General features: G+C 69.4%; 41 protein-coding genes and 1 tRNA gene. 40 read left to right on the forward strand and 2 right to left on the reverse strand.

What is annotated here, in order from left to right; all coding sequences use genetic code 11:
* Nucleotides 1-8: 8 nt before the first annotated feature.
* The 15 genes from RVR_RS29705 (at nt 9) to RVR_RS29775 (ending at nt 6,760) form a co-directional block, all read left to right on the forward strand.
* Nucleotides 9-257, forward strand: coding sequence for a hypothetical protein (locus tag RVR_RS29705; protein ID WP_202236991.1), 249 nt, complete (start codon nt 9-11; stop codon nt 255-257).
* The gene (locus tag RVR_RS29710; protein WP_202236992.1) at nt 254-433 is read left to right on the forward strand and encodes a hypothetical protein; all 180 of its coding nucleotides are present in this window, start codon (nt 254-256) and stop codon (nt 431-433) included. The genes RVR_RS29705 and RVR_RS29710 overlap by 4 nt, the downstream gene beginning before the upstream one ends.
* Complete coding sequence (locus RVR_RS29715; protein WP_202236993.1) at nt 430-732, forward strand: hypothetical protein; 303 nt, start codon at nt 430-432, stop codon at nt 730-732. Before RVR_RS29710 ends, RVR_RS29715 begins: the two co-directional genes overlap by 4 nt.
* A complete protein-coding gene (locus tag RVR_RS29720; protein ID WP_202236994.1) occupies nt 732-1,517 on the forward strand; it encodes a hypothetical protein in 786 nt (261 codons plus the stop codon). The genes RVR_RS29715 and RVR_RS29720 overlap by 1 nt, the downstream gene beginning before the upstream one ends.
* Before the next feature lie 149 nt (nt 1,518-1,666).
* Nucleotides 1,667-2,779, forward strand: coding sequence for a phosphoadenosine phosphosulfate reductase family protein (locus RVR_RS29725; protein ID WP_202236995.1), 1,113 nt, complete (start codon nt 1,667-1,669; stop codon nt 2,777-2,779).
* 77 nt (nt 2,780-2,856) lie between these two features.
* Nucleotides 2,857-3,663: a hypothetical protein gene (locus RVR_RS29730; RefSeq protein WP_202236996.1), complete on the forward strand. Its 807-nt coding sequence runs from the start codon at nt 2,857-2,859 to the stop codon at nt 3,661-3,663.
* Entirely contained in the window at nt 3,663-3,881 is a 219-nt protein-coding gene (locus RVR_RS29735; protein WP_202236997.1) for a hypothetical protein, read from the forward strand. The genes RVR_RS29730 and RVR_RS29735 overlap by 1 nt, the downstream gene beginning before the upstream one ends.
* Complete coding sequence (locus RVR_RS29740; protein ID WP_202236998.1) at nt 3,878-4,144, forward strand: hypothetical protein; 267 nt, start codon at nt 3,878-3,880, stop codon at nt 4,142-4,144. The genes RVR_RS29735 and RVR_RS29740 overlap by 4 nt, the downstream gene beginning before the upstream one ends.
* Nucleotides 4,141-4,365, forward strand: a complete 225-nt coding sequence (locus RVR_RS29745) for a hypothetical protein (RefSeq protein WP_202236999.1) — start codon at nt 4,141-4,143, stop codon at nt 4,363-4,365. The genes RVR_RS29740 and RVR_RS29745 overlap by 4 nt, the downstream gene beginning before the upstream one ends.
* Nucleotides 4,362-4,568, forward strand: a complete 207-nt coding sequence (locus tag RVR_RS29750; RefSeq protein ID WP_202237000.1) for a hypothetical protein — start codon at nt 4,362-4,364, stop codon at nt 4,566-4,568. The genes RVR_RS29745 and RVR_RS29750 overlap by 4 nt, the downstream gene beginning before the upstream one ends.
* Nucleotides 4,565-4,825 carry a hypothetical protein gene (locus RVR_RS29755; RefSeq protein WP_202237001.1) on the forward strand — a complete coding sequence of 87 codons (261 nt, stop codon included), beginning with the start codon at nt 4,565-4,567 and terminating at the stop codon, nt 4,823-4,825. Before RVR_RS29750 ends, RVR_RS29755 begins: the two co-directional genes overlap by 4 nt.
* A complete protein-coding gene (locus RVR_RS29760; RefSeq protein ID WP_202237002.1) occupies nt 4,825-5,079 on the forward strand; it encodes a hypothetical protein in 255 nt (84 codons plus the stop codon). The genes RVR_RS29755 and RVR_RS29760 overlap by 1 nt, the downstream gene beginning before the upstream one ends.
* Entirely contained in the window at nt 5,076-5,858 is a 783-nt protein-coding gene (locus RVR_RS29765; RefSeq protein ID WP_202237003.1) for a hypothetical protein, read from the forward strand. Before RVR_RS29760 ends, RVR_RS29765 begins: the two co-directional genes overlap by 4 nt.
* Nucleotides 5,855-6,067, forward strand: coding sequence for a hypothetical protein (locus tag RVR_RS29770; RefSeq protein ID WP_202237004.1), 213 nt, complete (start codon nt 5,855-5,857; stop codon nt 6,065-6,067). Before RVR_RS29765 ends, RVR_RS29770 begins: the two co-directional genes overlap by 4 nt.
* Before the next feature lie 486 nt (nt 6,068-6,553).
* Nucleotides 6,554-6,760, forward strand: coding sequence for a hypothetical protein (locus RVR_RS29775; RefSeq protein WP_202237005.1), 207 nt, complete (start codon nt 6,554-6,556; stop codon nt 6,758-6,760).
* Between the two features lie 72 nt (nt 6,761-6,832).
* Here the strand turns inward: RVR_RS29775 and RVR_RS29780 are convergent, their stop codons facing one another.
* Complete coding sequence (locus tag RVR_RS29780; protein WP_202237006.1) at nt 6,833-7,390, reverse strand: HIRAN domain-containing protein; 558 nt, start codon at nt 7,388-7,390, stop codon at nt 6,833-6,835.
* 83 nt (nt 7,391-7,473) lie between these two features.
* Here RVR_RS29780 and RVR_RS29785 point away from each other — a divergent pair, with 83 nt between their 5' ends.
* From RVR_RS29785 to RVR_RS29880, 20 genes are all read left to right on the forward strand, one after another.
* Nucleotides 7,474-8,136, forward strand: a complete 663-nt coding sequence (locus RVR_RS29785; RefSeq protein ID WP_202237007.1) for a hypothetical protein — start codon at nt 7,474-7,476, stop codon at nt 8,134-8,136.
* Between the two features lie 34 nt (nt 8,137-8,170).
* Nucleotides 8,171-8,665, forward strand: coding sequence for a hypothetical protein (locus RVR_RS29790; protein ID WP_202237008.1), 495 nt, complete (start codon nt 8,171-8,173; stop codon nt 8,663-8,665).
* Nucleotides 8,666-8,744: 79 nt separating this feature from the next.
* Entirely contained in the window at nt 8,745-8,966 is a 222-nt protein-coding gene (locus RVR_RS29795) for a hypothetical protein (RefSeq protein ID WP_202237009.1), read from the forward strand.
* Nucleotides 8,963-9,433, forward strand: a complete 471-nt coding sequence (locus RVR_RS29800; RefSeq protein WP_202237010.1) for a hypothetical protein — start codon at nt 8,963-8,965, stop codon at nt 9,431-9,433. The genes RVR_RS29795 and RVR_RS29800 overlap by 4 nt, the downstream gene beginning before the upstream one ends.
* A complete protein-coding gene (locus RVR_RS29805) occupies nt 9,430-9,726 on the forward strand; it encodes a hypothetical protein (RefSeq protein WP_202237011.1) in 297 nt (98 codons plus the stop codon). Before RVR_RS29800 ends, RVR_RS29805 begins: the two co-directional genes overlap by 4 nt.
* Nucleotides 9,723-10,148 carry a hypothetical protein gene (locus RVR_RS29810; protein ID WP_202237012.1) on the forward strand — a complete coding sequence of 142 codons (426 nt, stop codon included), beginning with the start codon at nt 9,723-9,725 and terminating at the stop codon, nt 10,146-10,148. The genes RVR_RS29805 and RVR_RS29810 overlap by 4 nt, the downstream gene beginning before the upstream one ends.
* A 25-nt stretch (nt 10,149-10,173) precedes the next feature.
* Nucleotides 10,174-10,824: a hypothetical protein gene (locus RVR_RS29815; RefSeq protein WP_202237013.1), complete on the forward strand. Its 651-nt coding sequence runs from the start codon at nt 10,174-10,176 to the stop codon at nt 10,822-10,824.
* Nucleotides 10,825-10,974: 150 nt separating this feature from the next.
* On the forward strand, nt 10,975-11,217 hold the full coding sequence (locus tag RVR_RS29820) for a hypothetical protein (RefSeq protein WP_202237014.1): 243 nt from the start codon (nt 10,975-10,977) through the stop codon (nt 11,215-11,217).
* A gap of 295 nt (nt 11,218-11,512) precedes the next feature.
* Nucleotides 11,513-11,584: transfer RNA gene (locus RVR_RS29825), tRNA-Thr, on the forward strand.
* 146 nt (nt 11,585-11,730) lie between these two features.
* Nucleotides 11,731-12,447, forward strand: a complete 717-nt coding sequence (locus RVR_RS29830; protein ID WP_202237015.1) for a WDGH domain-containing protein — start codon at nt 11,731-11,733, stop codon at nt 12,445-12,447.
* A gap of 56 nt (nt 12,448-12,503) precedes the next feature.
* Nucleotides 12,504-12,764, forward strand: a complete 261-nt coding sequence (locus RVR_RS39210) for an endonuclease domain-containing protein (protein ID WP_202237016.1) — start codon at nt 12,504-12,506, stop codon at nt 12,762-12,764.
* Between the two features lie 661 nt (nt 12,765-13,425).
* Nucleotides 13,426-13,776: an HNH endonuclease gene (locus tag RVR_RS29840; RefSeq protein WP_202235284.1), complete on the forward strand. Its 351-nt coding sequence runs from the start codon at nt 13,426-13,428 to the stop codon at nt 13,774-13,776.
* 8 nt (nt 13,777-13,784) lie between these two features.
* Nucleotides 13,785-14,189: a hypothetical protein gene (locus tag RVR_RS29845; RefSeq protein WP_202235285.1), complete on the forward strand. Its 405-nt coding sequence runs from the start codon at nt 13,785-13,787 to the stop codon at nt 14,187-14,189.
* Between the two features lie 28 nt (nt 14,190-14,217).
* Nucleotides 14,218-15,663: a terminase gene (locus RVR_RS29850; RefSeq protein ID WP_202235286.1), complete on the forward strand. Its 1,446-nt coding sequence runs from the start codon at nt 14,218-14,220 to the stop codon at nt 15,661-15,663.
* A 9-nt stretch (nt 15,664-15,672) separates the two neighbouring features.
* The gene (locus RVR_RS29855; RefSeq protein WP_202235287.1) at nt 15,673-15,897 is read left to right on the forward strand and encodes a hypothetical protein; all 225 of its coding nucleotides are present in this window, start codon (nt 15,673-15,675) and stop codon (nt 15,895-15,897) included.
* On the forward strand, nt 15,875-17,287 hold the full coding sequence (locus RVR_RS29860; RefSeq protein WP_202237017.1) for a phage portal protein: 1,413 nt from the start codon (nt 15,875-15,877) through the stop codon (nt 17,285-17,287). The genes RVR_RS29855 and RVR_RS29860 overlap by 23 nt, the downstream gene beginning before the upstream one ends.
* On the forward strand, nt 17,284-19,740 hold the full coding sequence (locus RVR_RS29865) for a phage major capsid protein (protein WP_202237018.1): 2,457 nt from the start codon (nt 17,284-17,286) through the stop codon (nt 19,738-19,740). The genes RVR_RS29860 and RVR_RS29865 overlap by 4 nt, the downstream gene beginning before the upstream one ends.
* Before the next feature lie 58 nt (nt 19,741-19,798).
* Entirely contained in the window at nt 19,799-20,197 is a 399-nt protein-coding gene (locus RVR_RS29870; RefSeq protein WP_202237019.1) for an Lsr2 family DNA-binding protein, read from the forward strand.
* Between the two features lies 1 nt (nt 20,198).
* Nucleotides 20,199-20,750: a phage gp6-like head-tail connector protein gene (locus tag RVR_RS29875; RefSeq protein WP_202237020.1), complete on the forward strand. Its 552-nt coding sequence runs from the start codon at nt 20,199-20,201 to the stop codon at nt 20,748-20,750.
* Nucleotides 20,750-21,220 (forward strand): hypothetical protein, encoded by a 471-nt coding sequence (locus RVR_RS29880; RefSeq protein ID WP_202237021.1) that lies wholly within the window; start codon nt 20,750-20,752, stop codon nt 21,218-21,220. Before RVR_RS29875 ends, RVR_RS29880 begins: the two co-directional genes overlap by 1 nt.
* A 1-nt stretch (nt 21,221) precedes the next feature.
* Here the strand turns inward: RVR_RS29880 and RVR_RS29885 are convergent, their stop codons facing one another.
* Nucleotides 21,222-21,743, reverse strand: coding sequence for a hypothetical protein (locus RVR_RS29885; RefSeq protein ID WP_202237022.1), 522 nt, complete (start codon nt 21,741-21,743; stop codon nt 21,222-21,224).
* 101 nt (nt 21,744-21,844) lie between these two features.
* On the opposite strand from RVR_RS29885, the gene RVR_RS29890 reads away from it, so the two are divergent.
* From RVR_RS29890 to RVR_RS29910, 5 genes are read left to right on the forward strand one after another with little or no spacing between them, the layout of a single operon-like run.
* The gene (locus RVR_RS29890; RefSeq protein WP_202237023.1) at nt 21,845-22,183 is read left to right on the forward strand and encodes a hypothetical protein; all 339 of its coding nucleotides are present in this window, start codon (nt 21,845-21,847) and stop codon (nt 22,181-22,183) included.
* Entirely contained in the window at nt 22,183-22,449 is a 267-nt protein-coding gene (locus tag RVR_RS29895) for a hypothetical protein (protein WP_202237024.1), read from the forward strand. Before RVR_RS29890 ends, RVR_RS29895 begins: the two co-directional genes overlap by 1 nt.
* Nucleotides 22,446-22,928, forward strand: a complete 483-nt coding sequence (locus tag RVR_RS29900) for a phage tail tube protein (protein WP_202237025.1) — start codon at nt 22,446-22,448, stop codon at nt 22,926-22,928. The genes RVR_RS29895 and RVR_RS29900 overlap by 4 nt, the downstream gene beginning before the upstream one ends.
* Nucleotide 22,929: 1 nt before the next feature.
* Nucleotides 22,930-23,400: a hypothetical protein gene (locus RVR_RS29905; RefSeq protein WP_202237026.1), complete on the forward strand. Its 471-nt coding sequence runs from the start codon at nt 22,930-22,932 to the stop codon at nt 23,398-23,400.
* 15 nt (nt 23,401-23,415) lie between these two features.
* Nucleotides 23,416-23,874: a phage tail assembly chaperone gene (locus RVR_RS29910; protein WP_202237027.1), complete on the forward strand. Its 459-nt coding sequence runs from the start codon at nt 23,416-23,418 to the stop codon at nt 23,872-23,874.
* Nucleotides 23,875-23,958: the final 84 nt, after the last annotated feature.

Here is a 23,958-nt window from a genome sequence, read left to right on the forward strand (position 1 = left end):
AACACACCGTGACCAGCAGCGATACCCCGACGCACCACCCGATCACCCTGCTCGTCGGCGGGCAGGAATGCCTCGACCGCGAGTGCGAGGAGTACGCCACCGAGGACGGCGGCAACGACCCGGGCGTGGAGCGTTGCTCCCACATCCGCGAGGAGATCGTCTGCGCGCAGTGCTCGACCATGACCCGCGAGGGCTACTGGGAGAACACCGTGCCGTGGACCGGCCCGCACGCCACCACCGGCGGGGTGCAGCGGTGAGCGGCGGCGGATACGCCGGCATCAGCCTGGCGGGCCGGTGGGAGTGCGGGGCCTGTGGCGCTACCGGAGACGGCTGGTACGACGCGGAGGACAACACGCTCGTCCTGCACGACGAGGACGAGCAGCCCTTCGCCCCCGAGGACCACGACTGCGCGGCGAACGGGGTGCAGCGGTGAGCGAGCAGCAGCCCGGGCGCGGGCACCGCATCGAGGCCGGGCAGGAGTACGCGGCGTGCCGCCCGACGCCGTCCATGCCCGGCGAGCACTACACCCGTATCCGGGTCACGGAGACGCCCGAGCCGACCTGGCACACGGCCAGCGTTGTCACCGTCTACGCCGACGGAAGCACCACCCGGCCCCGCAACATCAACACCCGGAAGCTGCACGCGACCGGGTTCCGGCAGGACGGACACCCGCGCGTCACCGGCTACCGGTTGGTGCGGCACGTGGACGGCACGACGGCAGGAGACGCGTAATGATCATCCACTTCCGTGAAGACGACTGGCGGCCCACCGAACGCACCGGCTTCCGCAGGGCCGCGAAACTCTCCGCCGGCGAACTGGTGATCTGGGAACGCCGCGCTCACCGCGTGGTCGAGACCCGGGAACGGGACCTGACCGACTGGCCCGAGCGGTACCGGGAGAAGTGGGTCGAGTGGGGCATGCCCGACCCTGCCACGTGGGACTACCGGCCGTTCGTCGTCGTCCTGCGCCCCGACGACCAGCCGGCCGCGAAGCCGACCCACCTGCTGCGCCCGGCCAACCACACGTGGCGCACCCTGCCCGAGCACTACGCCGTGTGCCGCCTCTGCGCGGAGATCCCGCCGTGCCGCCACGTCCACAACGAGACGATTGCCGAACGGGCCGCGGAGCGGTTCGAGCAGGAGATGGCGATCTTGCCCGGCTGCTGCCACGCCTGCCGCGAACCCATCACCCGCCGCCAGAAGTCCGTGCGGTTCACCGGCCCCAACCTGATCCGGCCCGACCTCGGCGACGACTCTGCGGTCTTTCACCTGCGCGCGAAGTGCCACGGCTCCGTGCGCGCCTACGACGAACGCTGGGCCAAAGCCGTTGGCAAGCCCCGGCGCTTCTTCTGCGAAGGCACCATGACCGTGCACCAGGGCGGCTCCACGGACTGCACCGAGCTGGCGGACTGCCCCGGCGAGGTCGACCACCGGGCCCGGATCTGGCACCACCCCGACGGTGCGCGACACGGCAAGTACAGCGGCTGCTGGTGCCTCGCAGGGGTGATCGCGTCGTGACCCCGCCGCGCGGCCTGGTGTCGCCCCCGAGCACCCCGCACGGGCCGGACGGCCATGGTCCTCCCGGGCGGAGTTCGGGCCGCAGACGGGCGTACAGCCGATCTGTGGCAGCGCGCCGCACAACCCACCGATGTGACTGGAGCCCAGCAGTGAGTGCCCGCAGCAAGCGCAACCAGCCCGTCGGCGACATGTTCGACGGGATGCCGGACATCCTCGCGAAGCAGCCCCCGAAGGCCGCCGAGGGCGACCACGAGATCCGCACCCTGGACGAGGCAATCGCCCGCTCCCACGAGATCCTGGACCAGGCGCTTGCCGAGCATCCGGTCGTTGGCACCTTCTGGCTGTTCTCCGGCGGCAACGACTCCGTGATCGTCGGGCACCTGTTGCGCGGCCGGTACGACGCCGTGCTGCACGTGAACACCGGCACGGGCATCCCGGAGACCACCGCACACGTTCGCGCCGTCGCGAAGGTGTGGGGCGAGACCCTGCACGAGCTGCACCCGAAGAACCGGTACGAGGATCTCGTCCTCGGCAAGGTCATCGCCGGGTCCGGGCCGAACGCCGGGTGGCGGCCGATCTGGAAGGGCTTCCCCGGGCCGGCTGGCCACAAGGTCATGTACCGGCAGCTCAAGAACGAGCCGCTGATGCGGTTCCGCCGCGAAACGCTAGGCGACCAGAAGAACCTGCCCCGCGCCGAACGCAAGAAGATCATCTACCTGGGTGGGATGCGCTGGGCCGAGTCCGACAAGCGTTTCCGCAACGCCGAAGCCATCGACCCCGACGGCTCCATCGTGTGGGTGTCCCCGCTGGTGCACTGGACCGACGCGCACATGCGCGAATACCGGGCCCGGCACCGCTGCCAGGAGCAGCACGACCACGCCGAGCACCGCCTGTGCCGGCCGGATGCCCTGCCGCTCAACCCGGTCACCGAGCACCTGCACATGTCCGGCGAATGCCTGTGCGGCGCCTACGCCAAGCCTGGGGAACTCGACGAGATCGAGTTCTTCTACCCGGAGACCGCCGCGCGGCTGCGCGCCCTGGAGACGGAAGCGGAGCAGGCCGGGATGCCGTACTGCAAGTGGGGCCAGCCCAACGGCAAGCCGGCATCCGGCGCCCCGGCCGGGCGGCTGTGCTCCTCGTGCGTCGTGCCCGAAGGCCAGGACGAGCTGGCTTCGTTCTGGCTGGAGCGTGGGCTGATCGACGTCACCCAGGCGGCGTTGCTCGGGCACTCCGACGACGAGCCGGACGGCCGGCGCGCATGACCACGCAGGAGAGGCGCGCCGGCTCTTACCCGGCGCGCCTCCACCCCCGATCTGATCACACCCCGCTGGAGGACACCATGACCACACCCACCGAGCCGCTGTGCGCGGACCGGACTGGCGAGTACGGGCCGTGCGCCCGGCCGCTGGGCCACCCCGAGGCGTACTGCCGCAACGCGGCGCAGACCCAACTGTGGCTGCGGGACGCCGACACGCCGCCCGCTGACGATGCGCCGTTCGGCCTGGACGGTTGCACCTGCATCCCGTGGACCCGGCAGGGCGGCGTGGCCCGGTACTACGGGCCGACCGACACCGTCGACATGATCGGCGGCTGGAAGCGGCGCTCAGACTGCCCCCACCACGTGCCCACCCCGCCCGTGCCGGACGACGACGGGCTGCGGCAGACGGTCGTCTGCTCGTCCGACTGCGATCCCGACTGCGACGTGGACTGCCACGAAAACCACGCCGTCCCGTGGCGGCGGCACCACGACCCCGACACCTGCCCCGGGACGCTGCGGCAGCGGATTGAGACCGCCCTGCGCGACGCCGTGCACGTCTGCGGCGAGGACTGCCCCGCCCCGGACGAGGCCGCGTGCCACGCCGCGCACCCGATCCAGGAGGCCGTGTCGCACCACGGGGTCGTCACGGACCTGTACGCGCCGATCGCGGCCCTCGCCGACGCCGTGCTGCCGCTGGTGGCCGAACGCGAAGCGCAGGTGCTCCGTGGCGCCGCCGACCTGATCGCCAACCACCCCGGGGCCATCCCGTACCGGCCTCAACTTGACGAGGACGGCGGCTTCTGGTGGGACACCCGCGACCGGGACGCCGCCGCGAACCTGCTCCGTGCCCGTGCCGACGCCATCCGGCCCCAGGGCGGGGGCGCGTGATGGCCCTCTGCCCGGGGTGCGACGGGGTCATCCCCTGCCACTGCCACCTCCAGCCGCCCGTGCAGACCCGCCCCGGCGTGTACCTGGCGGTCCCGCGCATGTCCCGGGCCGAGGTCATCGCCGCCCTGGACGCACTGACCGCGGCCGACATGGACCACGCCAACGCCAGCCTCGCCCGCTCGGCGGTGCGGGCCGATACCGAGGAGACCCAGCCGTGACCGCCCTGCCCGTCATCCTCCAGGTCGTCCGCTACCGCTGCCCGTTCTGCACCCGCTCCCGGGCGAAGAAGACCGTCACCGAGCAGCACATCGCCCGCTGCTGGCACAACCCGGAAGTGCGCTCCTGCAAGACGTGCGTGCACTACGAGCCCGCCGAGGAAGGCCCGTACCCGGAGCACCCCGGATGGCCCGAGTCCTGCGGCGCCGAGCACGACATCACCGCCGGGATCGCCACCGGCTGCCCGCAGTGGGAGGCGAAGTGAGCGCCCGCATCACCCTCCACTGCGACCGTGAATCGCAGTACGGCCTGTGCACCAGCCAGCTCTACACCGAGGCCCTGACGCTCGACCAGGCCCGCGCGGCTGGCGGCCAACTCGGCTGGCTCTCCCACTCCGACGGCAACGACTACTGCCCCACCTGCTCCGGAGCCCCCCAGCCCCGCCGCACCAACGTCGTCCACCTCGCACCGAAGGACCAGCCGTGATTCACCTCGCCGAACTGGCGCGCGTCCGCCTCGCCCGTGGCCGCGTCGTTCACGCGGTCGCCCCGGTCGGTTCCCGGACCACTGCCTGCGGACTGCACGTCCACCTCGAAGACCCGTGGGGCCGCAAGCAGGACACCGCCCTCGACCCGACCACGCCCGTCACATGCCCCCGATGCCGCGCCCCCGAGGAGCTCCAGCCGTGATCCGCGCCCATGCCTGCTACAGCGCCGTCTGCGACGCCTGCGGCGAACCCCTCCGCGACCCGGACTCCGAGGCCGAGGTCCACTTCGCCACCGAGGACGAAGCGCGGCGCGTGGCCCGGTCGTACCGGTGGCCCGTCACCAGCGGCGCGCTGATCTGCCCCGAGACCGACCCGGAGCACCAGGCCGCGCTCGACCGGCTCATGCCCGCCGAACCCATGCCGCTGAACCAGCCCACCCTTGACGGAGAGACCGCCTGATGCCCATCACCCCGCTCACCAAGCCCACCTATGCCCTCGACTGCGACCGCTGCGGTATCCCCGCCGAACACGACGACGGCACACCCACCCTGTTCGAGTCGGAGGACGCCGCCCGCGCCTGGGCCCGCGACAACGGCTGGACGGTCGGCGACGAACTCCTGTGCACCCAGGACGCCATCGACGCCGCGAACCAGCGGGAGCACGACGAAGAGATCGCCGCCGCGATCCAGTACGCCATGGGAGACCAGCCGTGACCGACACCCCCGACACCCAGCAGCGCCCCATGCACGCCGTCGTCAAGACCGCCGACGGATTCACCGCGCACGCAGGGCTCCTTGAGGAATGCGCCCGCCCCGAGTGCGTCGCCGCCGCCACGCTGGCCGCCGAGCGGGCGGCCCACGAGGAGCACCGGCGGCAGCTCGCCGCCGCGCTCGGCGCGGACGCCACCACCGCCGACTGGCCGTACCTGCTCGGGCGCGCCACCGAGATCCGCGACGGCCGAGACCGCGCCGACACCGAGTGCACCCGGCTCGCCGGCGAGGCCGAGGAACACCAGCGCCAACTCGCCGAGGCCCGTGCGGCGCAGGCCCGCTACGAGGAAGAGACCGTCGGTCGGTTCAACAAGCAGGCCACCGAAGACCGGCGCCGCGCCGAGCAGGCGGAGGCGACCGTGCGCGACTACGAGAACCGCATCACCTGGGAGACCACGTGCGGGGAGCATGCCCGGCTTCTGGACTCGTGCCGGGTGGCTGACGAGGCGCGCGAGCGGGCCGAGGCCGCGCTCACCCGCGTCCGGGAGCTACGCGCACAGGCCGACCGCGAGGACCCCGCCTCGTGGGGGCCGACCTGGGCAGCGCTGAACGCCGCCCTCGATGGCGACCGGCTGGCCGAGGTGCCGTGCACCCACCGCTGCGGGTGCGGGCACGACCAGCAAGACCACACCACCTCGGGCTACTGCAACGCCTGCGGCGTCAGCGACTGCCCGAACGACGGGCACTACCCGAGCGACTGCCCGAAGGAGATCCACCGATGACCGAACAGACCATGCAGCAGAACCCCGACGGTTCGTGGACCGAAGCAACGCCGCTCACCCTCACAGACTCGTTCGACGTCGAGGTCACCGGCCGCGGTCCGTTCGAGTGGGAGGCGTGGATCGGCATGCGCCGCGTCGCTGCCGGTCGCGCCCGCACCCGCCTCGGACTCCAGATCGCCCTACTCCGCGCACGCCGCAAGCACACCTGACCGCCCGCCCCCGCGCCCGGCCGAACCAAACCGGCCGGGCGCGGGGCGACCACCTGGTGGCTTTGACGAGGGACGGGGCGCTGTCACAACACCGCGCCAGCTCTCTTCTACGGAGGTGTAAGGCCGACCGCCTCCACGCGAACCGCCACCAGGGAGTGCCGTGACCCTCGAAGACCTCGCCAACATCCTCCGCGCCATCGCCGCACTCACCACCATCACCCGCAACACGATCACCCGGACGAAGGAGACCCGATGATCTGCCCCACCCGCGCCCCACCCGCGACAGCCAGCGCGCACCCCGCGACCAGCACTGCCACGATGCTGGCTGCACCTGCGGACATCGGGTCGAGCGGTACACGGCCGTGACGGTCCACGACCGAACCCCGACCGTGCCCATCAGCGTCCCCCCCATCGAGGACGCCGACCCGCCCATCAACCTCGGCGCACACCTCAACCTGACCGTGTAGGAAGGAGCAGACTGATCACGTGATCGACACCTACCGCTACCACGTCGTCGCCGACGCCCTCACCAAGCCCGGCGACACCCTCATCACCCTCATCTGCAAGGGCTGCGACGACACGCCGGACAAGGACCCCCGCGTCTACACCTTCGACATCAAGTGGCCCAGCCTCGCCCAACTCCACGAAATCGCAGAACTCCACGACCGGCAACACCCGGGCGCCCCGGCATGACCATCGCTCCGCCGCCAGCTCGGCCAAGTCCGGCGGCGGAGCGGAGACGGGCTAACCGAAGCGACCGCAGCGTCAGTTGGCACTCCGCAGTAAAGCCGGCGCCGGAAGTCCCGCTGGCCGGGGCGAGAGAAGGTGACGGATGACGGCCGGGCTCGCGGACAGGACCGCGAGGCCGTTGCATGCCTGGCCTGGCCCGGTTCCTCGGATGCTGATCGTCCCCCACTTCGCGCCAGTCGCAAGCAGCTTCGACCAAGCGCGGGCCTTCTGCTTGTTGATGTAGCCCACCGGGCCGATGCCGTCCGCGGAGTGCACGGCGATAGCGAAAGGATCATGGGGGTTGTCGGGCTCGGGCACCAGCCGGAGCGGCTGTCCGGGGCGTAGGTCTGCGGCGCGGGCAGCTCTGGCGTGGTACTTCTCGCCACGGGCGTTGGTGACGTACATGCCGGCCGCGGCAAGATGCCGGTTGGTGGGTCCAACGAGGAGTCCGGTTGCGTCTTCACAGAGGCGCAAGGCGCCTGCGTACTCGACGAGGTGGAAAGCCGGCATGCGGCCGGGCGGTGGCACGAAACGGCCTGCCAGTGCATCGGACGGAACATACATGAGGCTTCCCCCTTGCTTGCGGAACGCCATTTGATCGGACCTTGGGCACATCTGCGTGACGTGTTCTCGATTCGTGACACAAGCCCCCCGCCGCCCCGCTACGATCACGGCCCATGTCTTCGAACTGGCCCGACTGGGCCAACGCGGCAACCGCAGGGTTCAGCGCGGTCGCGGCCGGCGGTTCGTGGTGGGCGGCGGCCCGCGCGAACGGAATCGCCAAGGAAGCGACCACCGCCGCCGAGTCGGCGAATCGCACGGCCGAGGCGCTTGCACGGATCGAGCGCGACCGCCGCCAAGGCGAGCTTGCCCCACAATTCGAGATCGCACTGGCTGGCGAACAGGGCGACCACGCCACCCTCGACGTACAGCTCCGCGGACCAGCGGCGCTCAGTCGACTCGATGAGATCGTGATCGAGGTGACTCCCAGCGATGACCGAGACCGCACGCTGCGGCTACCGCACCCCGGGATGACGCAGGAGCAGATCGACGCCCACACGTGGGGGCCGTACCGCTTTCGCCCGGGCATCGACGAGGCAGACGCGCACGGACAGCGCATCGCGGCATTTCCGCTGGTCGTCGGGCGCGGAAGGCCAATCGCCGTTGAGCGCACCCGCCCGCCCGCGTGGCAGGAAGGGGCAAACCGCGATCAGCGGTGGCGCGATCAGTGGGACGGCAAACCCATCAAGCTGCGCATCCACTGCCGCAGGGGCGATCTCGTATGGGAGCTGCCCTACGACCTTCCGATCCCTCCGACGCCCCGCATCCGGGTCATGTAGCTGCCAGACTGCTCGCCTGGCGTGAGGGGGAATCGTGAGCGTCCTGGAGTTCATCTCGTCGCTGAAGTGGCCCGTCGTCGTGCTGGTGGGCATCTTCGTGGTGTCGCGGGGGTTCAAGCGCAACCCGGACATGGGCGCCTGGTTCCGGCGATGGCTGGACAGTCGGGACGTGAGGGGCCGCGTGGGCCCGGCGGAGTTCGAGGCCAATCTAAACGCGACGCGGGATGCACTGGTAACGGCCGCAGCCAGTGATGACGTCCTCGCAGCCGCGGATCAGCCGGTATCCGACCTCCTTGTGCCATCGCCGGACACGACCGCGTTGCGACGCGACGCGGTCGAAGTGGTGATGCGGACTGCGGCACGGTGGGGCTGGGACATGGCCGACATGGGATTCCGAAATCCGCCGGTGCCCGTGATCCAGTGGGATGACGACGGTACGCCGAAGATCTTGTTTGGCGAGGGTGCTTCCCGGAATCCCACACCCATGGCAGACAGATACGTCCCAGAGTGGCCGGGACCGCAGGGCTGAACTACGTCGCGGGCACCGTGGTGCGGATCAACCATCGATCGACGCCAGCCCTGTCGGCCGCCGGGCGCACACTGTCGGCATGAGCGAGTACGAGGTTCTGCGCGACACGTGGGGCACTGCCGCAGAACGCCACCAGACGCACCGGCCGCGCCTGTACCGCGGAGCGGATGGCATCTACCGCTGCCCCGAATGCGATCCGCCCGGCCTGTGGGCGCTGCCCGTCGAGCGTCTGCGCCTCGCGGTCGACGGGCACGCGTACCGGCGACGGCAGAAGAACCGAGTGAAGCGGAGGCGTCGATGAGCGATGACACCCACACCCACGGCGAGTTCCTCGACGCACTCCTGGAGCGCTTGGAGGCCCTCGGCTGGGAGATCGAGTACGCCCCGGGTGGCTGGCCACACGGGGAGATCGAGGTCATTTACCCCGACCCCAAGACGGGCCACGCCATGCGATTCTCCGGCTGGTGGATCAGTTGGCGCCCCGTGGACGGTGTAGTCGCCTGCGGGGTTGGCGACGACACGATGGACCGCCGGTGGCGCGCGACCCTCGACGTGGACACGACCGACCCGGTGGCCGTGGCGAATGCCGCAGACCGCGCCATGCACCTGCTGTGGCACCAGGAGGACGCCGACCTGCGCGAGAAGCTGTATGCGCAGGAGGCCCGACACCGGGCGTTCCGGCAGGACGTGGAAACCCTCGCCAACCGGATCGTGGTTACGCCCGGGATGCTTCGGACCGTGCTCAAGTCGGAGAGGAAGTCGTGGTGAGCGAGAGCCTGTACGACCAGATGGTCACCGAGATCCGCTTCTTGGAGATCGCCCGCGAGGAGTCGAAGCGGACGGTGTACTGCGAGCCGCACCGCGAGCACCAGATCCGCGCAGCCGTTGATCAGGCGGGCGTCGCCGACATCATCACCGTGCGGGCGAGCCCGGCATGCCCGGCAGGGGAGCTGCTGATCGTGGACGAGGGCGCGCTCAAGGCGGCGGGCGAGGTCGCGAAGAGGGAGCTTCTGCAAGGGCTCCAGCGGCAGCCGTGGCGGTTCGGGGGTGAGGCATCGTGACCAGCGACGACATCGCCAGCCACCTCTATCTGATCTTCGCCGACGACGTGCCGCTCTGCGGCTGCGGCGATCCGCAGTCGGCCCGCGCCCTCGTCCACCAGATCCTCAGCCTCGCGCCGCTCTACGAGAACCAGCGCTACAAGGAAGCCGAAGCACGGTGCGGCACCAACGGCGCCTACTACGTCGTCATGGGCCTACTCACCAATGCGGGTCTCCTCGAACACGGCACGGTCATCGGCGGCTCATGGCTCACCGACCGAGGCCGCTGGCTCCTGTGGGCGGTTGACCAGCTTGGCGGCATCGACAACATCGCACACCGCCTCGACGAGGCCGGATACCCGCACGACTGGGACCGCGAGAAGCACGCCATGCAGGAATGCGTAGACGCCTGCTGGACGATCCCCGCGCCCGCCACCACCTGATCCGCCGCACGACCAGGAGCACGCCATGCCAGTCACGGACGCCGCCGACTACCAGTGGCCCACCTGCACCGCCTGCCACCGAGACCTCCGCACCGACGAACTCGGCCGCATCGCCTGCCGAATCTGCCGCGACCGCGCCGAACGCGACCTCAACGCACTCCCCGGACCAACCGGGCTCTACGCCCAACTCTCCGCCTGCATGGCCCCCGGAGCATCCATCAGCGACGGCCGAGCGCCAGCCGGCCGCACCGCACCCCTGCCGGTCCGGCTCGCACCCCTCGACCTCGCAGCCCGCGGCGGCGTCGTCACCGTGTTGCAGACGTGGCTCGTCGACTGGCACGACATCCTCGGCTGGACCCACCCCCGCTGGCGGGGCAACCTCCAGCAGCAGCTTGACCAAGTCGTGGGCGCCTTGCGGAACAACCTCGACTGGGCATCCAGCGACCACCCCGCATTCGCCGAATTCGCCGACGAACTCGCGCAACTCGTCCGCGCCTGCCGACGGCAAACCACCGGCGAACGCCCCGAACGCCGAATCGCCGTCACCTGCCCCTGTGGCGGCATCCTTCGCGTCACCGTCTCTACGCCCGGAGCCCGCTGCTCAGGCTGCGACACCCAATACGACCGGATCGGCGTACTCGAACTACCACTTGCCGAACGAGTCACGGCCGCCTGACCACCCACGACACGCACGCAAATCCCGATCGATCGGGCTTGCGCGTGTGATCGTCATATGTCACAGTGCCTTCAACGAAGGACACGTGCGCCTTCTGCAAACCTCAGGCCCCCGATTCGTCGGGGGCTTTCTGCATTCCCGGAGGTGCCCATGCGTCCGGTCGAAGTGCAAGTCGAAGACCTCGTGTTCGCGAACGAGGCATCCGCAGAGACCGGCGTACCCGAAGCCGTCATTCGCAAGTGGGCGTCACGCGGCGCCATCCAGCGCTTCGCGGGAAACGGCCGGCTCACCGGCAACGGTCATGAGTACAAGACGATGTACGCGCTACCGGAGATCCGTGAGCGTGCCGCCCGGTACAAGCCGACCCCGCAGCGCGGCCAACGAGCCGCCTGACCACACAGACGCCGCGCTTGACCCCCGTCGCGCGGCCCGCAGGCCGATGCCAGAAGGCGACGCCTGCACCGCGCGGCCCGCTGCGGGTCGGGCCGCGCGGACCTTCCACCACGGACGCCCCAGACCCGTCCCCGCGCACAGACGCGCCACGGCAGGGGCACACACGAGCGGCCCAGCCTCAGGGACGGGCGCAGGCCGCCACCAAGACGGGGACGCCGCCGGCAGACGAAGGCTGTCGTCCGATGCTGGCCAGTACCGGTTCGAATCCGGAACGGCGGCGCGCCCTGAACAACCAGCCCCTGTAGCTCAGCGGTAGAGCGTCCCCCTCGTAAGGGGAAGGCCGGCGGTTCGACACCGTCTGGGGGCTCCGGGTGCATGAACGTTACGGGTTCAGGTCGCGGCTCCGGTTCGATTCCGGGTGCACCCCACAACCAAAACACGCCCGCCGCTGATCCCGGCGGGAAGGACGCCCCGCGACTCCAGGCACGGGGCGTCCACACACCTGGAGGAATGATGGCCGCGCTCACCGACGACCGGCGCCAGGAGGTCTGCGACTGGCTCACCGCCAACGGCATCAACCCCAACGACGTGCCGGTCGACGCCGACGTGGAGATCCAAGGCGACGGCGACCAGCGCACCCTGCGGTGCGAGGTGTACGTCACCAACGAGTTCGGCGACAAGGTGCGCGACGAAACCGGCAACGACATCGCACGCAACCACATCGGCGTCCCGCTCGCCGTCGAACCGCCCGAGTGGTGGGAGCCGCGCATCAAGCCCACGCGAGAGCAACTCATCGAGCAGCTTGCCGAAGCGCGGGAGTACATCAAGCGGGTCGACCGCGAGGCCGAGCGGACGATGGAGAAGTGGGACTCCGACCTTCTGGCCGCGACCCGCAGCGCCCGAGCGCGCGTGGAGGAAGCCGGCGCCCAGCTCATCGCCGTGTACCGCGAGCGTGCCCACCTGGTGGCGCACCTCGCCGCGATCCTGCCGTCCACCATGGCCGACGACCCCAGCGACCCCGACTGGCGCATCGTCTATCTCGACACCCCCAGCGGACAGTGGTCCTGGCACATCGCCCAGCGCGACCTCGACCTGTTCGCCCACGTGCCCGACGGCGAAGCCACGTGGGACGGGCACACCACCGACGAGAAGTACCAGCGGGTGCGGGACCTCACCCAAACCGTCGCAGAACAGCAGGGCGCCCAGGCGGTACGGGTGGTCACCCGGTAGGTGGCCCCGCCATAGGGACACGGCAGGCGCACCGCCGAGTGAGGTGACACCACGCGATGGCATCCACCAGCGACCGCGGTTACGGAACCGACCATCAACGGATTCGGCGAGCGCTACTCGCCGAGGCATACGGCCGGCCCTGCCACCACTGCGGCGCACCCATGCTCAAGGGCCAAGCCCTCGACCTCGACCACACCGCCGACCGGAGTGCCTACCGCGGCTTCGCTCACGCCTCGTGCAACCGCAGCGAAGGCGCCAAGCGAGGCAACGCCAATCGCCGCAGGTCAAAGGGCATGCGAACCTCTGAAGCTTGGTGAACCAATCAAAACGGACATAGTACGACAGGCGGGACGAGGGGGGCATGTCCGACACGGGTTCATGATCGTCTCCTGACCCCGCCCCCAGTGAACGAATCCGTCCGTGAGGCTTTGCGTCCCGGGACACGAAAAAAGCCCCTCTCGCTCATCTTCTGAGCGATCAGGGCTTGTGACCTCGGCGTCCGTTCCGCCGTTGCAACTAGGTTCTCGCAGGTCAGAGGCTTAGTCAAGCCAATGGGGTCCATTCGTTCTTGATTCTTTTCGCCGCTCCGAGAGGAGCGTTCAAGCGGGACCGCTGACGGGACACCCGTCGTGCGGCAATCCTCACAGGCACCAGTCGCTGATCACGGCTGGGAGGAAGCCCCGAGTCTCCCGGCTCGGGGCTTCCGCATCTCCGGGAGGCCTCATGGCTCGTAAGCCCGATACGCCGTGTTCAACCTGCGGAAAGTTGCTCTGGGGAGGCTCCACATCGCTCCCGGCTGGCGAACGGAAGTGTCGTCAGTGCCGCCGGGCGACGCGGCGCCGCGAATGCCTCCACTGCAGAAGCGCGTTCCTGAGCGTGGGTAACGCCTCGTACTGTTCGACCTCTTGCTCCAATAAGTCGCTGGCGACGGTCGCGGGTAGGGCACGCCTGCCCCTTCGGCCGTGCGCCGACTGCGGCGTGCAGGTGCGTAGCCGGGGGACGATACCGCTCTGCCTGGAGCACCAGGCCGAGCGGAAGCTGGAGCGGTATCGGCGCAAGAACCGGCAGCGGCGCGGCGACGACATCGTGTCGGAGTCGTACACCCTGGCGCAGATTGCCGCGCGGGACGGGTTCCGGTGCGGACTATGCGGGCTTCTCGTGAACATGCGGCTGCGGCGCCCGAACCCGCTGTCGCCTTCAATCGATCACATGGTGCCGATCTCGGAAAGTCGTGACGACACCCGGGCCAACGTGCAGTTGGCGCACCTGTCGTGCAACGTCGCCAAGGGCGTTCGGCCGATGGGTGAGCAACTGGCGTTGATCGGCTAGGGATCCCAATGGTGAGGACTTGCGACTGCGGCAAAGAGTTCGAGGCTAAGCGGTCTTCGGCCCGGTACTGCTCCGAGCGGTGCAAGAAGCGCGCACAACGCCGCCCCGGCGGCGTCGAGGCCGACGTCAAGGTACTTCCACGGCCGGCCGACGACGAAGGGGATGGCGCGCTCGCCGAGGTGGTGCGCGCCGAGCTTGCCGCAGTTGCGCGTGCGGAGACATCGGCTGGCCAGGTGGCCTTGGCGTTGGCTCGGCGGATTGACGGTGCGGAGCAGGAGTCAGGGGCGTCGCTGGCGGCGCTCGTGAAGGAGTTTCGGGCATCCCTTGCGGCGGCTACGGCTGGCGCCGAGGTGGAAACGGATCCCATTGACGAGTTGAGGGCGCATGTGCAGCGCAAGCGCGCGGCTCGTTGAGCCGGCCTTTTCGTGGGTGCCCCCGCACGTGGACACCTACGGGGCGCAGGTCGCCGAGTTGTCGAAGCTGGCCGGGTTCGTGCCGGACCTGGAGCAGCGCCTGATCCTGGATGCGATCTTCGCAGTAGACAGCGCGGACAAGGTGGCCGCCCTGGAGGCCGCGGTCGTGGTGGGCCGGCAGAACATGAAGACCGGGCTGTTCAAGATGGCGGCACTGGGCTGGCTCTTCATCACTGACCAGCGACTCGTGGTGTGGTCGGCTCACGAGTTCCGGACGGCGCAGGAGGCGTTCCGGGACATGGAGCAGCTCATCATGGATACGCCGAGATTCGCCGCCCGGGTGAAGCAGATTCACCGAGGGAGCGGGAACGAGGCGATCGAGCTTCACGGGGATCGTCGTCTGATGTTCAAGGCGCGGACGCGGACGGGTGGTCGTGGTCTCTCCGGAGACAAGATCATCCTTGATGAGGCGTTCGCGTTGCAGCCGACGCACATGGGGTCGCTGTTCCCCACCCTGGCGGCGCGCCCGAACCCGCAGGTGGTGTACGGCTCGTCGGCTGGGCTCATCGACTCCGGCGTCCTGCGCGGGATCCGTGATCGTGGCCGCAAGGGCGGAGACCCGTCGCTGACGTACTTCGAGTGGTGCGCGCCACCCCCGAATGAGGCGTGCGCGGACGGCGAGACGTGCACGCACGCCCAGGACGTGAAGGGGTGCGGGTGCGACAACCTCGACCTGGTAAAGCGCGCAAACCCGGCGGTAGGCCGGCGCATCACCGTGGAGTACATCCTCGGCGAGCGCCGCGGTCTTCCCCCCGCCGAGTACGCCCGCGAGCGGATGGGCTGGTGGGACGACCCGATCGGCGGGGAGACCCCGATCAAGCCGGGCGACTGGGCTGCCTGCCTCGACGAGGAGTCGAAGCGGGAGGGCACGGTGGCGCTGGCGGTGGACATCACCCCGGACCGGTCCACGACGTCGATCGCGGTGGCAGGCCGGCGATCGGATGGCCTGGTGCACGGCGAGGTTGTGGAGCACCGACAGGGCACCGGGTGGGTGGTTGACCGGCTGGTGGAGTTGTTCGAATCGATCGAGCCGACACCGGTGGCGCTGATCGTGGACCCGGCGGGGCCGGCTGGGTCGCTGGAGAAGAGCTTGCTGGAGCGCGGGTTCACCTTGGACAAGGAGCCGTTGGGCGACGCGTGGCGGCTCCACATGATGGGGACGCGGGAGTACGCGCAGGCGTGCGGCGCCCTTGCTGACGACATCGCCAACGACCGGTTCCGGCACATCGGGCAGACCCCCCTGGATACGGCGGTGGACGGGGTCGCGACCCGGCCGCTTGCAGAGGCGTGGGCGTGGTCGAGGCCGAAGTCGGGTGCGGTCATTGCCCCGTTGGTGGCGGTGACGCTGGCTCGCCATGGTCATGCGACATACGGCGTCGAGGAGCCACAGGCTCCGTTCGTACTCGTTGGGTGAGGGGGCGTCGTGGCGGCGTGGAGCGAGCAGATCCCGCTGGATCAGATCACCGCGGAGGCCCGCAGGATCCGGTTCTGGCGCACTGTCCTGACTGTCCTGGGCGGCCTGCTGTTCGGGGTGGGCTGGCTGGCGGCGAAGGGCTGCGGGCTGGTCTGGCTGGGCGTGGCCTGGGTGGCGGCGGCGCTCCGAATCGGATGGCAGGAGGCCCGTCGTGGGGCTGCTCGAACGGATTGAGGCGCAGCGCGCCGCGGCGCGCACCGGCTCACGGGATGCCCCGCTGGATCTGAACCAGTGGGCGCAGTACTTCGGGTTCGGCGGCCTGGACTATCCGATCGTCCAGACCACGATGAACACCATCGACCAGGAGGCTGTCGCCCTCACTACGGCGGCGGCAGCGAAGACGAACGGGCCGATCTTCTCGCTGATCCTGGCCCGGCAGCAGATCTTCAGCCAAGCCCGATTCCAGTGGACGCGGTTCTCCGGTGGCGCCCCGACGGACCTGTTCGGCTCGCCGGAGCTTGGGTTGCTGGAGCGGCCGTGGCCGGGCGGCACAACGGGCGACCTGCTGGGTCGGATGGAGTGGAACGCATCGACGGCCGGCAACTCCTACGTGCGGCGTACTCGCGCGGACCGGTTGAACGTCCTGCCGCCGCAGTGGGTGATCATCGTGTTGGGGTCGCAGACGAACGCCGACAATCCGGCCGAGGCGCCGGACGTCGAGGTCGCCGGCTACGTGTATGACCCGCCGTCGGGTCCGATGCGGTTCTACCCGGCGGACGGCTCCAACGGGAGGATGGCGCACTACGCGCCGATCCCCGACCCGGACTTCCACTTTCTGGGCATGTCGTGGATCACGCCGGTGCTGCGGGAGTTGCAGGCCGACTCGATGGCGACGGAGCACAAGGCCCGCTTCTTCCAGAACGCGGCCACACCGAACCTTGCGATCAAGTTCGATCCATCAGTGAAGCTTCAGCAGGTCCAGGCATTCAAGGAGCTGATGGAGGAGGAGCACACCGGGGTCGCGAACGCCTACCGGACCCTGTACATGGGCGGCGGCGCCGATCCGAAGGTGATCGGCGCGGATATGCGGCAGCTCGACTTCGCCGCGACGCAGGGCAAGGGCGAGTCGCGTCTCGCGGCGGCGGCCGGTGTCCCGCCGTCCTGGGTGGGTTTCTCGGAGGGGCTGCAAGGGTCCGCACTGAATGCAGGGAATTTCTCCAGCGCCCGGCGGCGCCTGTCCGACGGGACGCTGGAGCACCTGTGGTCGAACGCCGCAGCATCCCTGGAGCCACTGCTCACGCCGCCCGACTCCGGATCGTCTCTCTGGTATACGACCCGGTCGGTGGCGTTCATGCGGGAGGACGCCGAGGTGCTGTCCCGCATTCAGCAGACCCAAGCACAGACCATCACCGCTCTCGTCCGGGACGGGTTCACCCCGGATTCGGCGACGCAGGCGGTCCTGAACAACGACATGTCCCTGCTCAAGCACACCGGCCTCACATCGGTGCAGCTCTTGCCGCCGAGCAACGGCCAGGAGCCGTTCAACCCCAACGCCCCGGCGGTACCGCCGGCTGAGCAGCAGCCCCATGGCGGTGCTACCCCAGCGGAAGGAGCCGGGCAGTGACCGGTGATCAGAACCTGCATTCGCGCGTGTTCGCGCTCGACGACATCCAGATCCGAGCTGGCGGAGACGGCCGCACCGTGACGGCCTACGCCGCGGTGTTCGACAGTCCCACGTTCATCGTCGACCAGGATGGCGAGTACGACGAGCAGATCGCCCGCACGGCGTTCGACAAGACCGTCCAGGAGCGCGCGGGTCGGATCGGCGTGTTCTACAACCACGCGAAGACCCTGCACGGGACGCCATCGGAGTCGGGGTCGGTGCCGATCGGCGTTCCGCTGGAAGCACCTCGCGCGGACGGCAAGGGCCTGCTGACGGTCACCCGGTACAACAAGACCCCGCTGGCTGACGCCGTGCTGGAGTCGATCCGCAACGGCGATATCACCGGGCAGTCGTTCACCGGCAGGTTCATCAAGTCCACGCCGACCGGCCCGTACCTACCGGACCGGTCGACAGGTCAGCGGACGCTGGTGACCCGGCAGGAGATCGCCCTGATCGAGTATGGGCCGACGCCGATCCCGGCTTACTCGGACGCTGCGATCGTCGGCGTCCGGTCTCAGGGCGCCTCTGGCAACCTGGACGCGCCGAACGTCGCCGACCTCGACGCCGCAGCCGTTGCCCATGCCACGGCGCAGGGCTGGACGATGCCCGACGGGGCATGCCCGATTCGCGATCTGGACCACCACGGTCGCGCCGACCTCGACACCGCGCTCGTGGCAGTCGACAGCACCACCGCGGACGACGTCCGCGCCCACATCACCCAGCGGGCCGCGGAACTCGGGCTGTCCAGCCTGATCCCGGCCTCCTGGCCCAGCACTTCGGGACGCACCGAGCCGGCCCCTCGCACTCCAGCCGCTGTGCATGGCACTGGAGCCGCCGTCACGCCGACCGCACCTTCCGGAGCCGCATCCGAGCCGCACACGCACTCGGCGAACATCACCAACCGCTCGACGAACGAAGCGAGGACAGACATGGACGACCGCATGACGGTCGAGGAGCGGGCGGCTCGCCAGAGCGAGATCCGGGCCCGGCTCCAGGAGATCGACAGCGAGTACTCCGGTGCGACGATGCCCGCCGAACTCCAGCAGGAGTGGGACGGGCTGCTGGAGGAGAACGAGACGCACGGTCGTGCGCTCGCGGACAGCGAGCGGCGTCAGGCGCAGCTCCAGGCGGTGCTCGCCGCGAACCCGGGCGCCACGGAGCGCACCGACCGGGCTGGCTTCCTCGGCGGCGGTCGGCAGGCGCCGGCGGTGCACATCGGGGTGGACGTGTACGACACGACCTCGATCCGCACGCAGGCGCGGAACCCGGAGGAGGCGGCCGGGATGCTGCGGGACCGGGCGATGCGCGCGATCGAGATCGCGCAGTTCCCGGGCGCGGAGTCCCGTGAGGCGGCCCAGGAGCGCGCGTCGTACCTGGTCGACACGAAGGACGACGAGCACGGCACCCTGGCGCGTCGCATGCTCACCACCGGGAGCCCGATCTACAACCGGGCGTTCGGCAAGATGATGCAGAAGCTCAGCGTCAACGGCCTGACCGGTGAGGAGCACCGCGCCCTCAGCCTGGGCGTGGACGCAGGTGGCGGCTACGCGGTGCCGTTCCAGCTCGACCCGACGGTGATCCTCACCTCCAGCGGCGTGATCAACCCGCTGCGGCAGGTCGCGCGCGTCGAGCAGATCGTCGGGAAGGCGTGGGAGGGCGTCACCTCCGCGGGCGTCACCGTGACGCGTGGCTCGGAGGGCGACCAGGCTCCCGACTCGACGCCGACCCTGGGCCAGCCCAGCGTGACGACCACTCGGGTGCAGGGCTTCGTGCCGTTCTCCGTGGAGATCGAGCGCTCGTGGAACGAGATGCGCGGCGAGGTCACCATGCTGCTCCAGGACGCCAAGGACACTGAGGAGGCCGGGTCGTTCATCACCGGCGACGGCACGGGCACCAACCCGGGCGGCGTGATCGGCACGATCGGCGCGGGCCAGAAGGTCGGCCAGTCGGGCAGTGCGGGCGCGCTGACGATCCCGGACGACCTGTTCGCGCTGGAGACGGCGCTGCCTCCGCGGTTCCGTCCGCGCGCGACGTGGCTGGGCAACAAGACCATCTACAACAAGGTTCGGGCGGCGGCGCAGAGCAAGGGCGGGCTCGCCGGCGACCTGTGGGCGCGTCTTCAGACCGGCCAGCCGCCGGAGCTGATCGGCTACTCGGCCTACGAGGTGTCGTCGATGGACGGCACCATCGAGAGCACTGGCGGCGGCGACAACCTGGTGCTGGCCTTCGGGGACTTCAAGACCGGGTTCCTGATCGTGGACCGGATCGGCATGAGCGTGGAGCTGGTGCCGCACCTGTTCGGCGCGAACGGCCGCCCGACCGGGCAGCGCGGGATCTACGCGTACTGGTCGAACAACTCGAAGATCATCGTCCCGAACGCGATCCGCGTCCTGAACGTCGTCAGCCCGACCTGACCTGCCACTGGGCCCCGGCGCTATCCGCCGGGGCCCTCACCGGAGAGAGGAGATCGTCATGGCAGGCGACATTCTGGTCGCGCGGCGCACTGCGGCCGTGGTCTGGCAGGGACGGCAGATCGTGCTCCAGGCCGGCGAGACCTTCGCGCGGGCTGGTCACCCGATCCTGGACGTCTACGGCGCGGAGTTCGAGCCGATCACCGTGCACTTCGACACGGACGGCGTCGAGGAGGCCCTGAAGCCGCAGAAGGAGGCGGTGAAGGTGCCTAAGGCCGCGACCGGCGACGAGGGCGACGACTCGAAGCCGACCGCATCGGAACCCGCATCCGCCGCCGCGCAACCGGCCGCAAAGGACGTCCGGGCGTGGGCGAAGGACAACAGCGTCGAGGTGCCGGCCCGTGGCGCGATCCCCGAGGACGTGATGGCGCAGTACGTGGCGGCCCACGCGGAGGCGTGACGTGTCCATCGTGACCCTGGCGGAGGCCAAGCAGCAGCTTCGCATCGCAGATACGGACACGTCGTGCGATGACGAGGTGCAGGCGTACTGCGACGGGATCACTGCGGTTGTCGAGGACTACATGCACGAGGTCGTCGAACCGCGCACTGTCGTTGAGGATGTTGACGGCCATCGCCATTTCGGTCGGCGGTTCCGTCTGTGGTCGGTGCCGCTGATCTCCCTTACGTCCGTCAAGTCCGTGTACACGGAGTACGAGTGGGACGTGTCGTTGATGCGGCCCGATCCGCAGACGGGGCTGGTGCGTGTGCTGTCCGGTCCGCCGGTGCGCGGCCTGGTGGAGGTCACATACCAGGCCGGCTACGAGGACGTGCCGGTGAACTACAAGCGGGGCGCGTTGGTGGTGCTCCAGCACAACTGGGAGACGCGCCGAGGTGTGGGTGCGCTGCGGTCTTCGGTGGTGGGCCCGGAGGAGATCCACAATCCGCATTGGATGTACTCGATTCCCCGTAAGGCGCTGGAGTGGCTGGGGTCGCCGAGGGTGGTGGTGGGCTGATGGCGTGGTTCTCGACGGTTCCCGTCGTTCTGGATGCTCTCGCCGCGGAGTTCAAGTCGGCGCTGTCCACCGCGGGCGGCTTCGACGGCGTGGTGGTGTTCGACGGGCCGACCGTGACCGAAGGCGCTCCCACGGAGGCGGTCACGGTCGGCTACCACGACGACGAGGTCACCTCGGTCGACGGCGAGGACACCCGGGAGGGCCTGTCGACGCAGCGGAGCCGCGAGCGTTACACCGTGAACTGTGCCGCGGCGGTGTTGACGGGCAGCGGCGACATTCGTGCGGCTCGCGCTCGGGCTTACGACATCCTCAACGTTCTTGGGTCCGCGCTCGCGGTCAATCCGACGCTGGGGCAGTCGGCCATGAGTGTGCAGCCCGGCAGTATGACGTTGACGCAGACCCAGGACACGGACGGCGCGGTCGCGGTAGTGATGTTCGGCGTGGACGTGGACGCGTTCACGCGGTTGTGACCTACTCCTGCACGGTCCCGCCGAGGACTTTCGCGATGCGCGGTGCCATCTCCTTGCTGAGCTTGACGGATGCAGCGTTGTCGGAGGCGAGGCTGACGGCCCAGGTGTCGCCGGTGACGGCGATCCCTCCGAAGCCCTTCGACATGCCCGTCCAGGTCACCACTGCCTCGGGGTTGCGGAACATGTTGATCCCGGAGTCGCCGGGCGCCGCGCCGGGCTTCTCGGTGACGTCGAAGTCGTAGGCGGCATCGATGCCCATGTCGGAGCCGTCGTTGCTGCTCTTGTGGAGCATCGACACGACGAACCCCGCCGCTTCGAGCTTGTCGGCGATGGCCTGCGCTGACGTGTAGTGGCCGCCTCCCGTCCCGGTCGGGGCTGGGCTGCTGGCGACTGCCCCCGCTGGCGCCGCGGTGGCGGTGTCGTGGACGGTGTGCGTCTTGGTGGGCCCGAGGAGGGCCCATCCGCCTGCGCCGATGACGAGTCCCGCGACTGCTGCTGCGGCGGTCGGTATGTGTCTGTTCATGATCCCCCCTGGATCGTCCCCTGAGTGTGGTGCGCCCGCACTCTGCCATGTCTGCCGCGGCCCTGCGGTGGTTTCTTCTGAATCGTGAGGAGGCGGGGCCGGTGGCGGCTCTTGCGACGAATGTGGTGCCCCGAACGGGGCTGCAACTGGACGCCTTGCTTGTGGCGGCCACCTCGGGTGGCGATACGGCGCTGACCGGCGCCGGGGTGTTCCTGGTGGTGAAGAACGCGGACGCGTCGGCACACGTGGTGACGTTGGCGACGCCGGGCACGGTGGACGGTGACCTCGCGGTCGCGGATCGATCTGTGTCCGTGGCCGCGGGCAAGACCTTCTTCATCCCGCTGACGGCGACGTACCGGGACCCCAGCACGGGCCGGGCGTCCATCACCTACGACGGTGTGACTTCGATGTCGGTCGCGGTCGTGAGGGTGGGGTCGTGATGGCGGAGAGCGTGCGGATGGAGCATCCGAACCTGCCGGGACAGGTCATCACGGTGTCGCCGCTGGCGGTGCCGCATCACCAGGCGGCCGGATGGGTGCCGGCGACCGACCCGGAGCCAGAGCCGCGCAAGCCGAAGAGAGCGTCGGCCCCCGATCCCGAGCCCACCACCGACGCCCCGGCCGATGCCGGGGCTTCTGCATCTTCCGACAGCGACAGCGAGCCGACTAAGCGGCGGCGCACGCAGACCCCCAAGGAGGAGTCATGACTGCTACCCCGATCGCCGCCACCGTCCGGTACTTCCGGCCGGAGAAGACGAAGGTCTACTGGCTGCCCGCCGTGGCAAACCCGACGTCACCGACGCGTCCCGAACTGGACGCGGGCACCGACCTGTCGGACGAGGTCTCCGACATCTCCGGCTGGTCCGTGACCTCGGACACCGTGGACACCCCGGACCTCGGCAGTCGGTTCGTGGGGAAGATCCCCTCGACGATCTCCGCCGACGACAGCTCGCTGACGTTCTACGCGGACTCGTCCGGGCAGGACGTGCGCGGCCTCCTGACCCGCAACCAGAGCGGGTTCATCGTGTGGCTGGACGAGGGCGACACCGGCGACTACTACATGGACGTCTTCCCGGTGCGGGTCTCCTCGGTCCCGAAGGTCCGCGACATGTCGAACGCGGCGACGATCACCGTGAACTTCACGGTGACGCGCGAGCCGAGCGAGAACGTCACCATCCCGGCCTGACGTGGCGAAGTACAGCGGGAAGGACTTGTCCACCATCGCCCGCGAGTTGCGGAAGATGGACGACAAGACGATCCTGGCGGCCTTTCGTAAGGAACTGCGGAAGTCGGCCCAGCCGTTGGTTCCTGCGGTGCGGGCGAGCATCCGACGTATCCCGTCGTCGCGCCCGTACTCGGCTTCGGGCCTGCGGGGGCAGATGTCCCGTGCGACCACCCTCCAGGTGAAGACCGCGGGCAAGCAAGCCTCGGTCATCATCCGCGTGGACGGCCGGAAGATGCCCGCTCGCGCCAAGGCCGTGCAGGCGTACATGGAGGGCTCGAAGCCGAGGTGGAGGCACCCGGTTTTCGGCAATACGGCCGCGTGGGTGCAGCAGCCGGCCCAGCCCTACTTCTACAAGGTGATGCGCGCGGCCGGCCCGAAGGCCCGGCTCGCGGTGAACCGTGTCATTTCCAATGTCAGCAAGAAGATCACGTGAAAGAGAGCAACTGTCATGGCGTTGACCCGCGACGCGATCCTCGCGAAGTCCACCGACCCGGAGGTCGAGGAGGTTCCCATCCCGGAGTGGGACGACTCCGTGTTCGTGAAGGGCATGAGCGGTGCCGAGAGGGACGCGTTCGAGATGTCCAGCCGTCGGAAGGGCGAGACGGACCTGCGGAACTACAGGGCGCGGTTCCTGGTGCGGACGCTGGTGGACGAGTCCGGGAAGCGGCTGTTCCGCGACGAGGACGCTCCGACGCTCGGCAAGCACCCATCCCGCATCATCTCCCGCATGTTCGACGCGGCGTCCCGGCTGTCCGGGATGGATGACGAGGAGGTGGAGGAGGCGGAGGGAAACTCCGAGGAGGAGACGGCGGCGATGGCGGCTGGCTCCGATTCACCCTCGTTCTCGCCCGCGACCTCGGCTGCACACGCGCAGAGCTTCTCGCCCGCACCGACTCCCGTGAGCTGACCCTGTGGCAGCTCCTCTACTTCGTTGAGGCCGAGGAACGTGCCGCGGATGAGGCTGAGGCCGCCGCGATGAAGTAGCCCACAC

The sequence above is a fragment of the Streptomyces sp. SN-593 genome (genome assembly GCF_016756395.1).
GTDB lineage: Bacteria > Actinomycetota > Actinomycetes > Streptomycetales > Streptomycetaceae > Actinacidiphila > Actinacidiphila reveromycinica.

Bases quoted from the DNA above. Each gene is read 5' to 3' on its own strand.
- RVR_RS39210 (WP_202237016.1), top strand. From the start codon at position 12,504: ATGGCATCCACCAGCGACCGCGGTTACGGAACCGACCATCAACGGATT.
- RVR_RS29870 (WP_202237019.1), top strand. From the start codon at position 19,799: ATGGCAGGCGACATTCTGGTCGCGCGGCGCACTGCGGCCGTGGTCTGG.
- RVR_RS29730 (WP_202236996.1), top strand. From the start codon at position 2,857: ATGACCACACCCACCGAGCCGCTGTGCGCGGACCGGACTGGCGAGTAC.
- RVR_RS29795 (WP_202237009.1), top strand. From the start codon at position 8,745: ATGAGCGAGTACGAGGTTCTGCGCGACACGTGGGGCACTGCCGCAGAA.
- RVR_RS29895 (WP_202237024.1), top strand. From the start codon at position 22,183: ATGGCGGAGAGCGTGCGGATGGAGCATCCGAACCTGCCGGGACAGGTC.
- RVR_RS29720 (WP_202236994.1), top strand. From the start codon at position 732: ATGATCATCCACTTCCGTGAAGACGACTGGCGGCCCACCGAACGCACC.
- RVR_RS29900 (WP_202237025.1), top strand. From the start codon at position 22,446: ATGACTGCTACCCCGATCGCCGCCACCGTCCGGTACTTCCGGCCGGAG.
- RVR_RS29845 (WP_202235285.1), top strand. From the start codon at position 13,785: ATGGTGAGGACTTGCGACTGCGGCAAAGAGTTCGAGGCTAAGCGGTCT.
- RVR_RS29770 (WP_202237004.1), top strand. From the start codon at position 5,855: ATGACCGAACAGACCATGCAGCAGAACCCCGACGGTTCGTGGACCGAA.
- RVR_RS29760 (WP_202237002.1), top strand. From the start codon at position 4,825: ATGCCCATCACCCCGCTCACCAAGCCCACCTATGCCCTCGACTGCGAC.
- RVR_RS29735 (WP_202236997.1), top strand. From the start codon at position 3,663: ATGGCCCTCTGCCCGGGGTGCGACGGGGTCATCCCCTGCCACTGCCAC.
- RVR_RS29785 (WP_202237007.1), top strand. From the start codon at position 7,474: ATGTCTTCGAACTGGCCCGACTGGGCCAACGCGGCAACCGCAGGGTTC.
- RVR_RS29815 (WP_202237013.1), top strand. From the start codon at position 10,174: ATGCCAGTCACGGACGCCGCCGACTACCAGTGGCCCACCTGCACCGCC.
- RVR_RS29910 (WP_202237027.1), top strand. From the start codon at position 23,416: ATGGCGTTGACCCGCGACGCGATCCTCGCGAAGTCCACCGACCCGGAG.
- RVR_RS29830 (WP_202237015.1), top strand. From the start codon at position 11,731: ATGGCCGCGCTCACCGACGACCGGCGCCAGGAGGTCTGCGACTGGCTC.
- RVR_RS29800 (WP_202237010.1), top strand. From the start codon at position 8,963: ATGAGCGATGACACCCACACCCACGGCGAGTTCCTCGACGCACTCCTG.
- RVR_RS29880 (WP_202237021.1), top strand. From the start codon at position 20,750: ATGGCGTGGTTCTCGACGGTTCCCGTCGTTCTGGATGCTCTCGCCGCG.
- RVR_RS29780 (WP_202237006.1), bottom strand. From the start codon at position 7,390: ATGGCGTTCCGCAAGCAAGGGGGAAGCCTCATGTATGTTCCGTCCGAT.
- RVR_RS29820 (WP_202237014.1), top strand. From the start codon at position 10,975: ATGCGTCCGGTCGAAGTGCAAGTCGAAGACCTCGTGTTCGCGAACGAG.
- RVR_RS29885 (WP_202237022.1), bottom strand. From the start codon at position 21,743: ATGAACAGACACATACCGACCGCCGCAGCAGCAGTCGCGGGACTCGTC.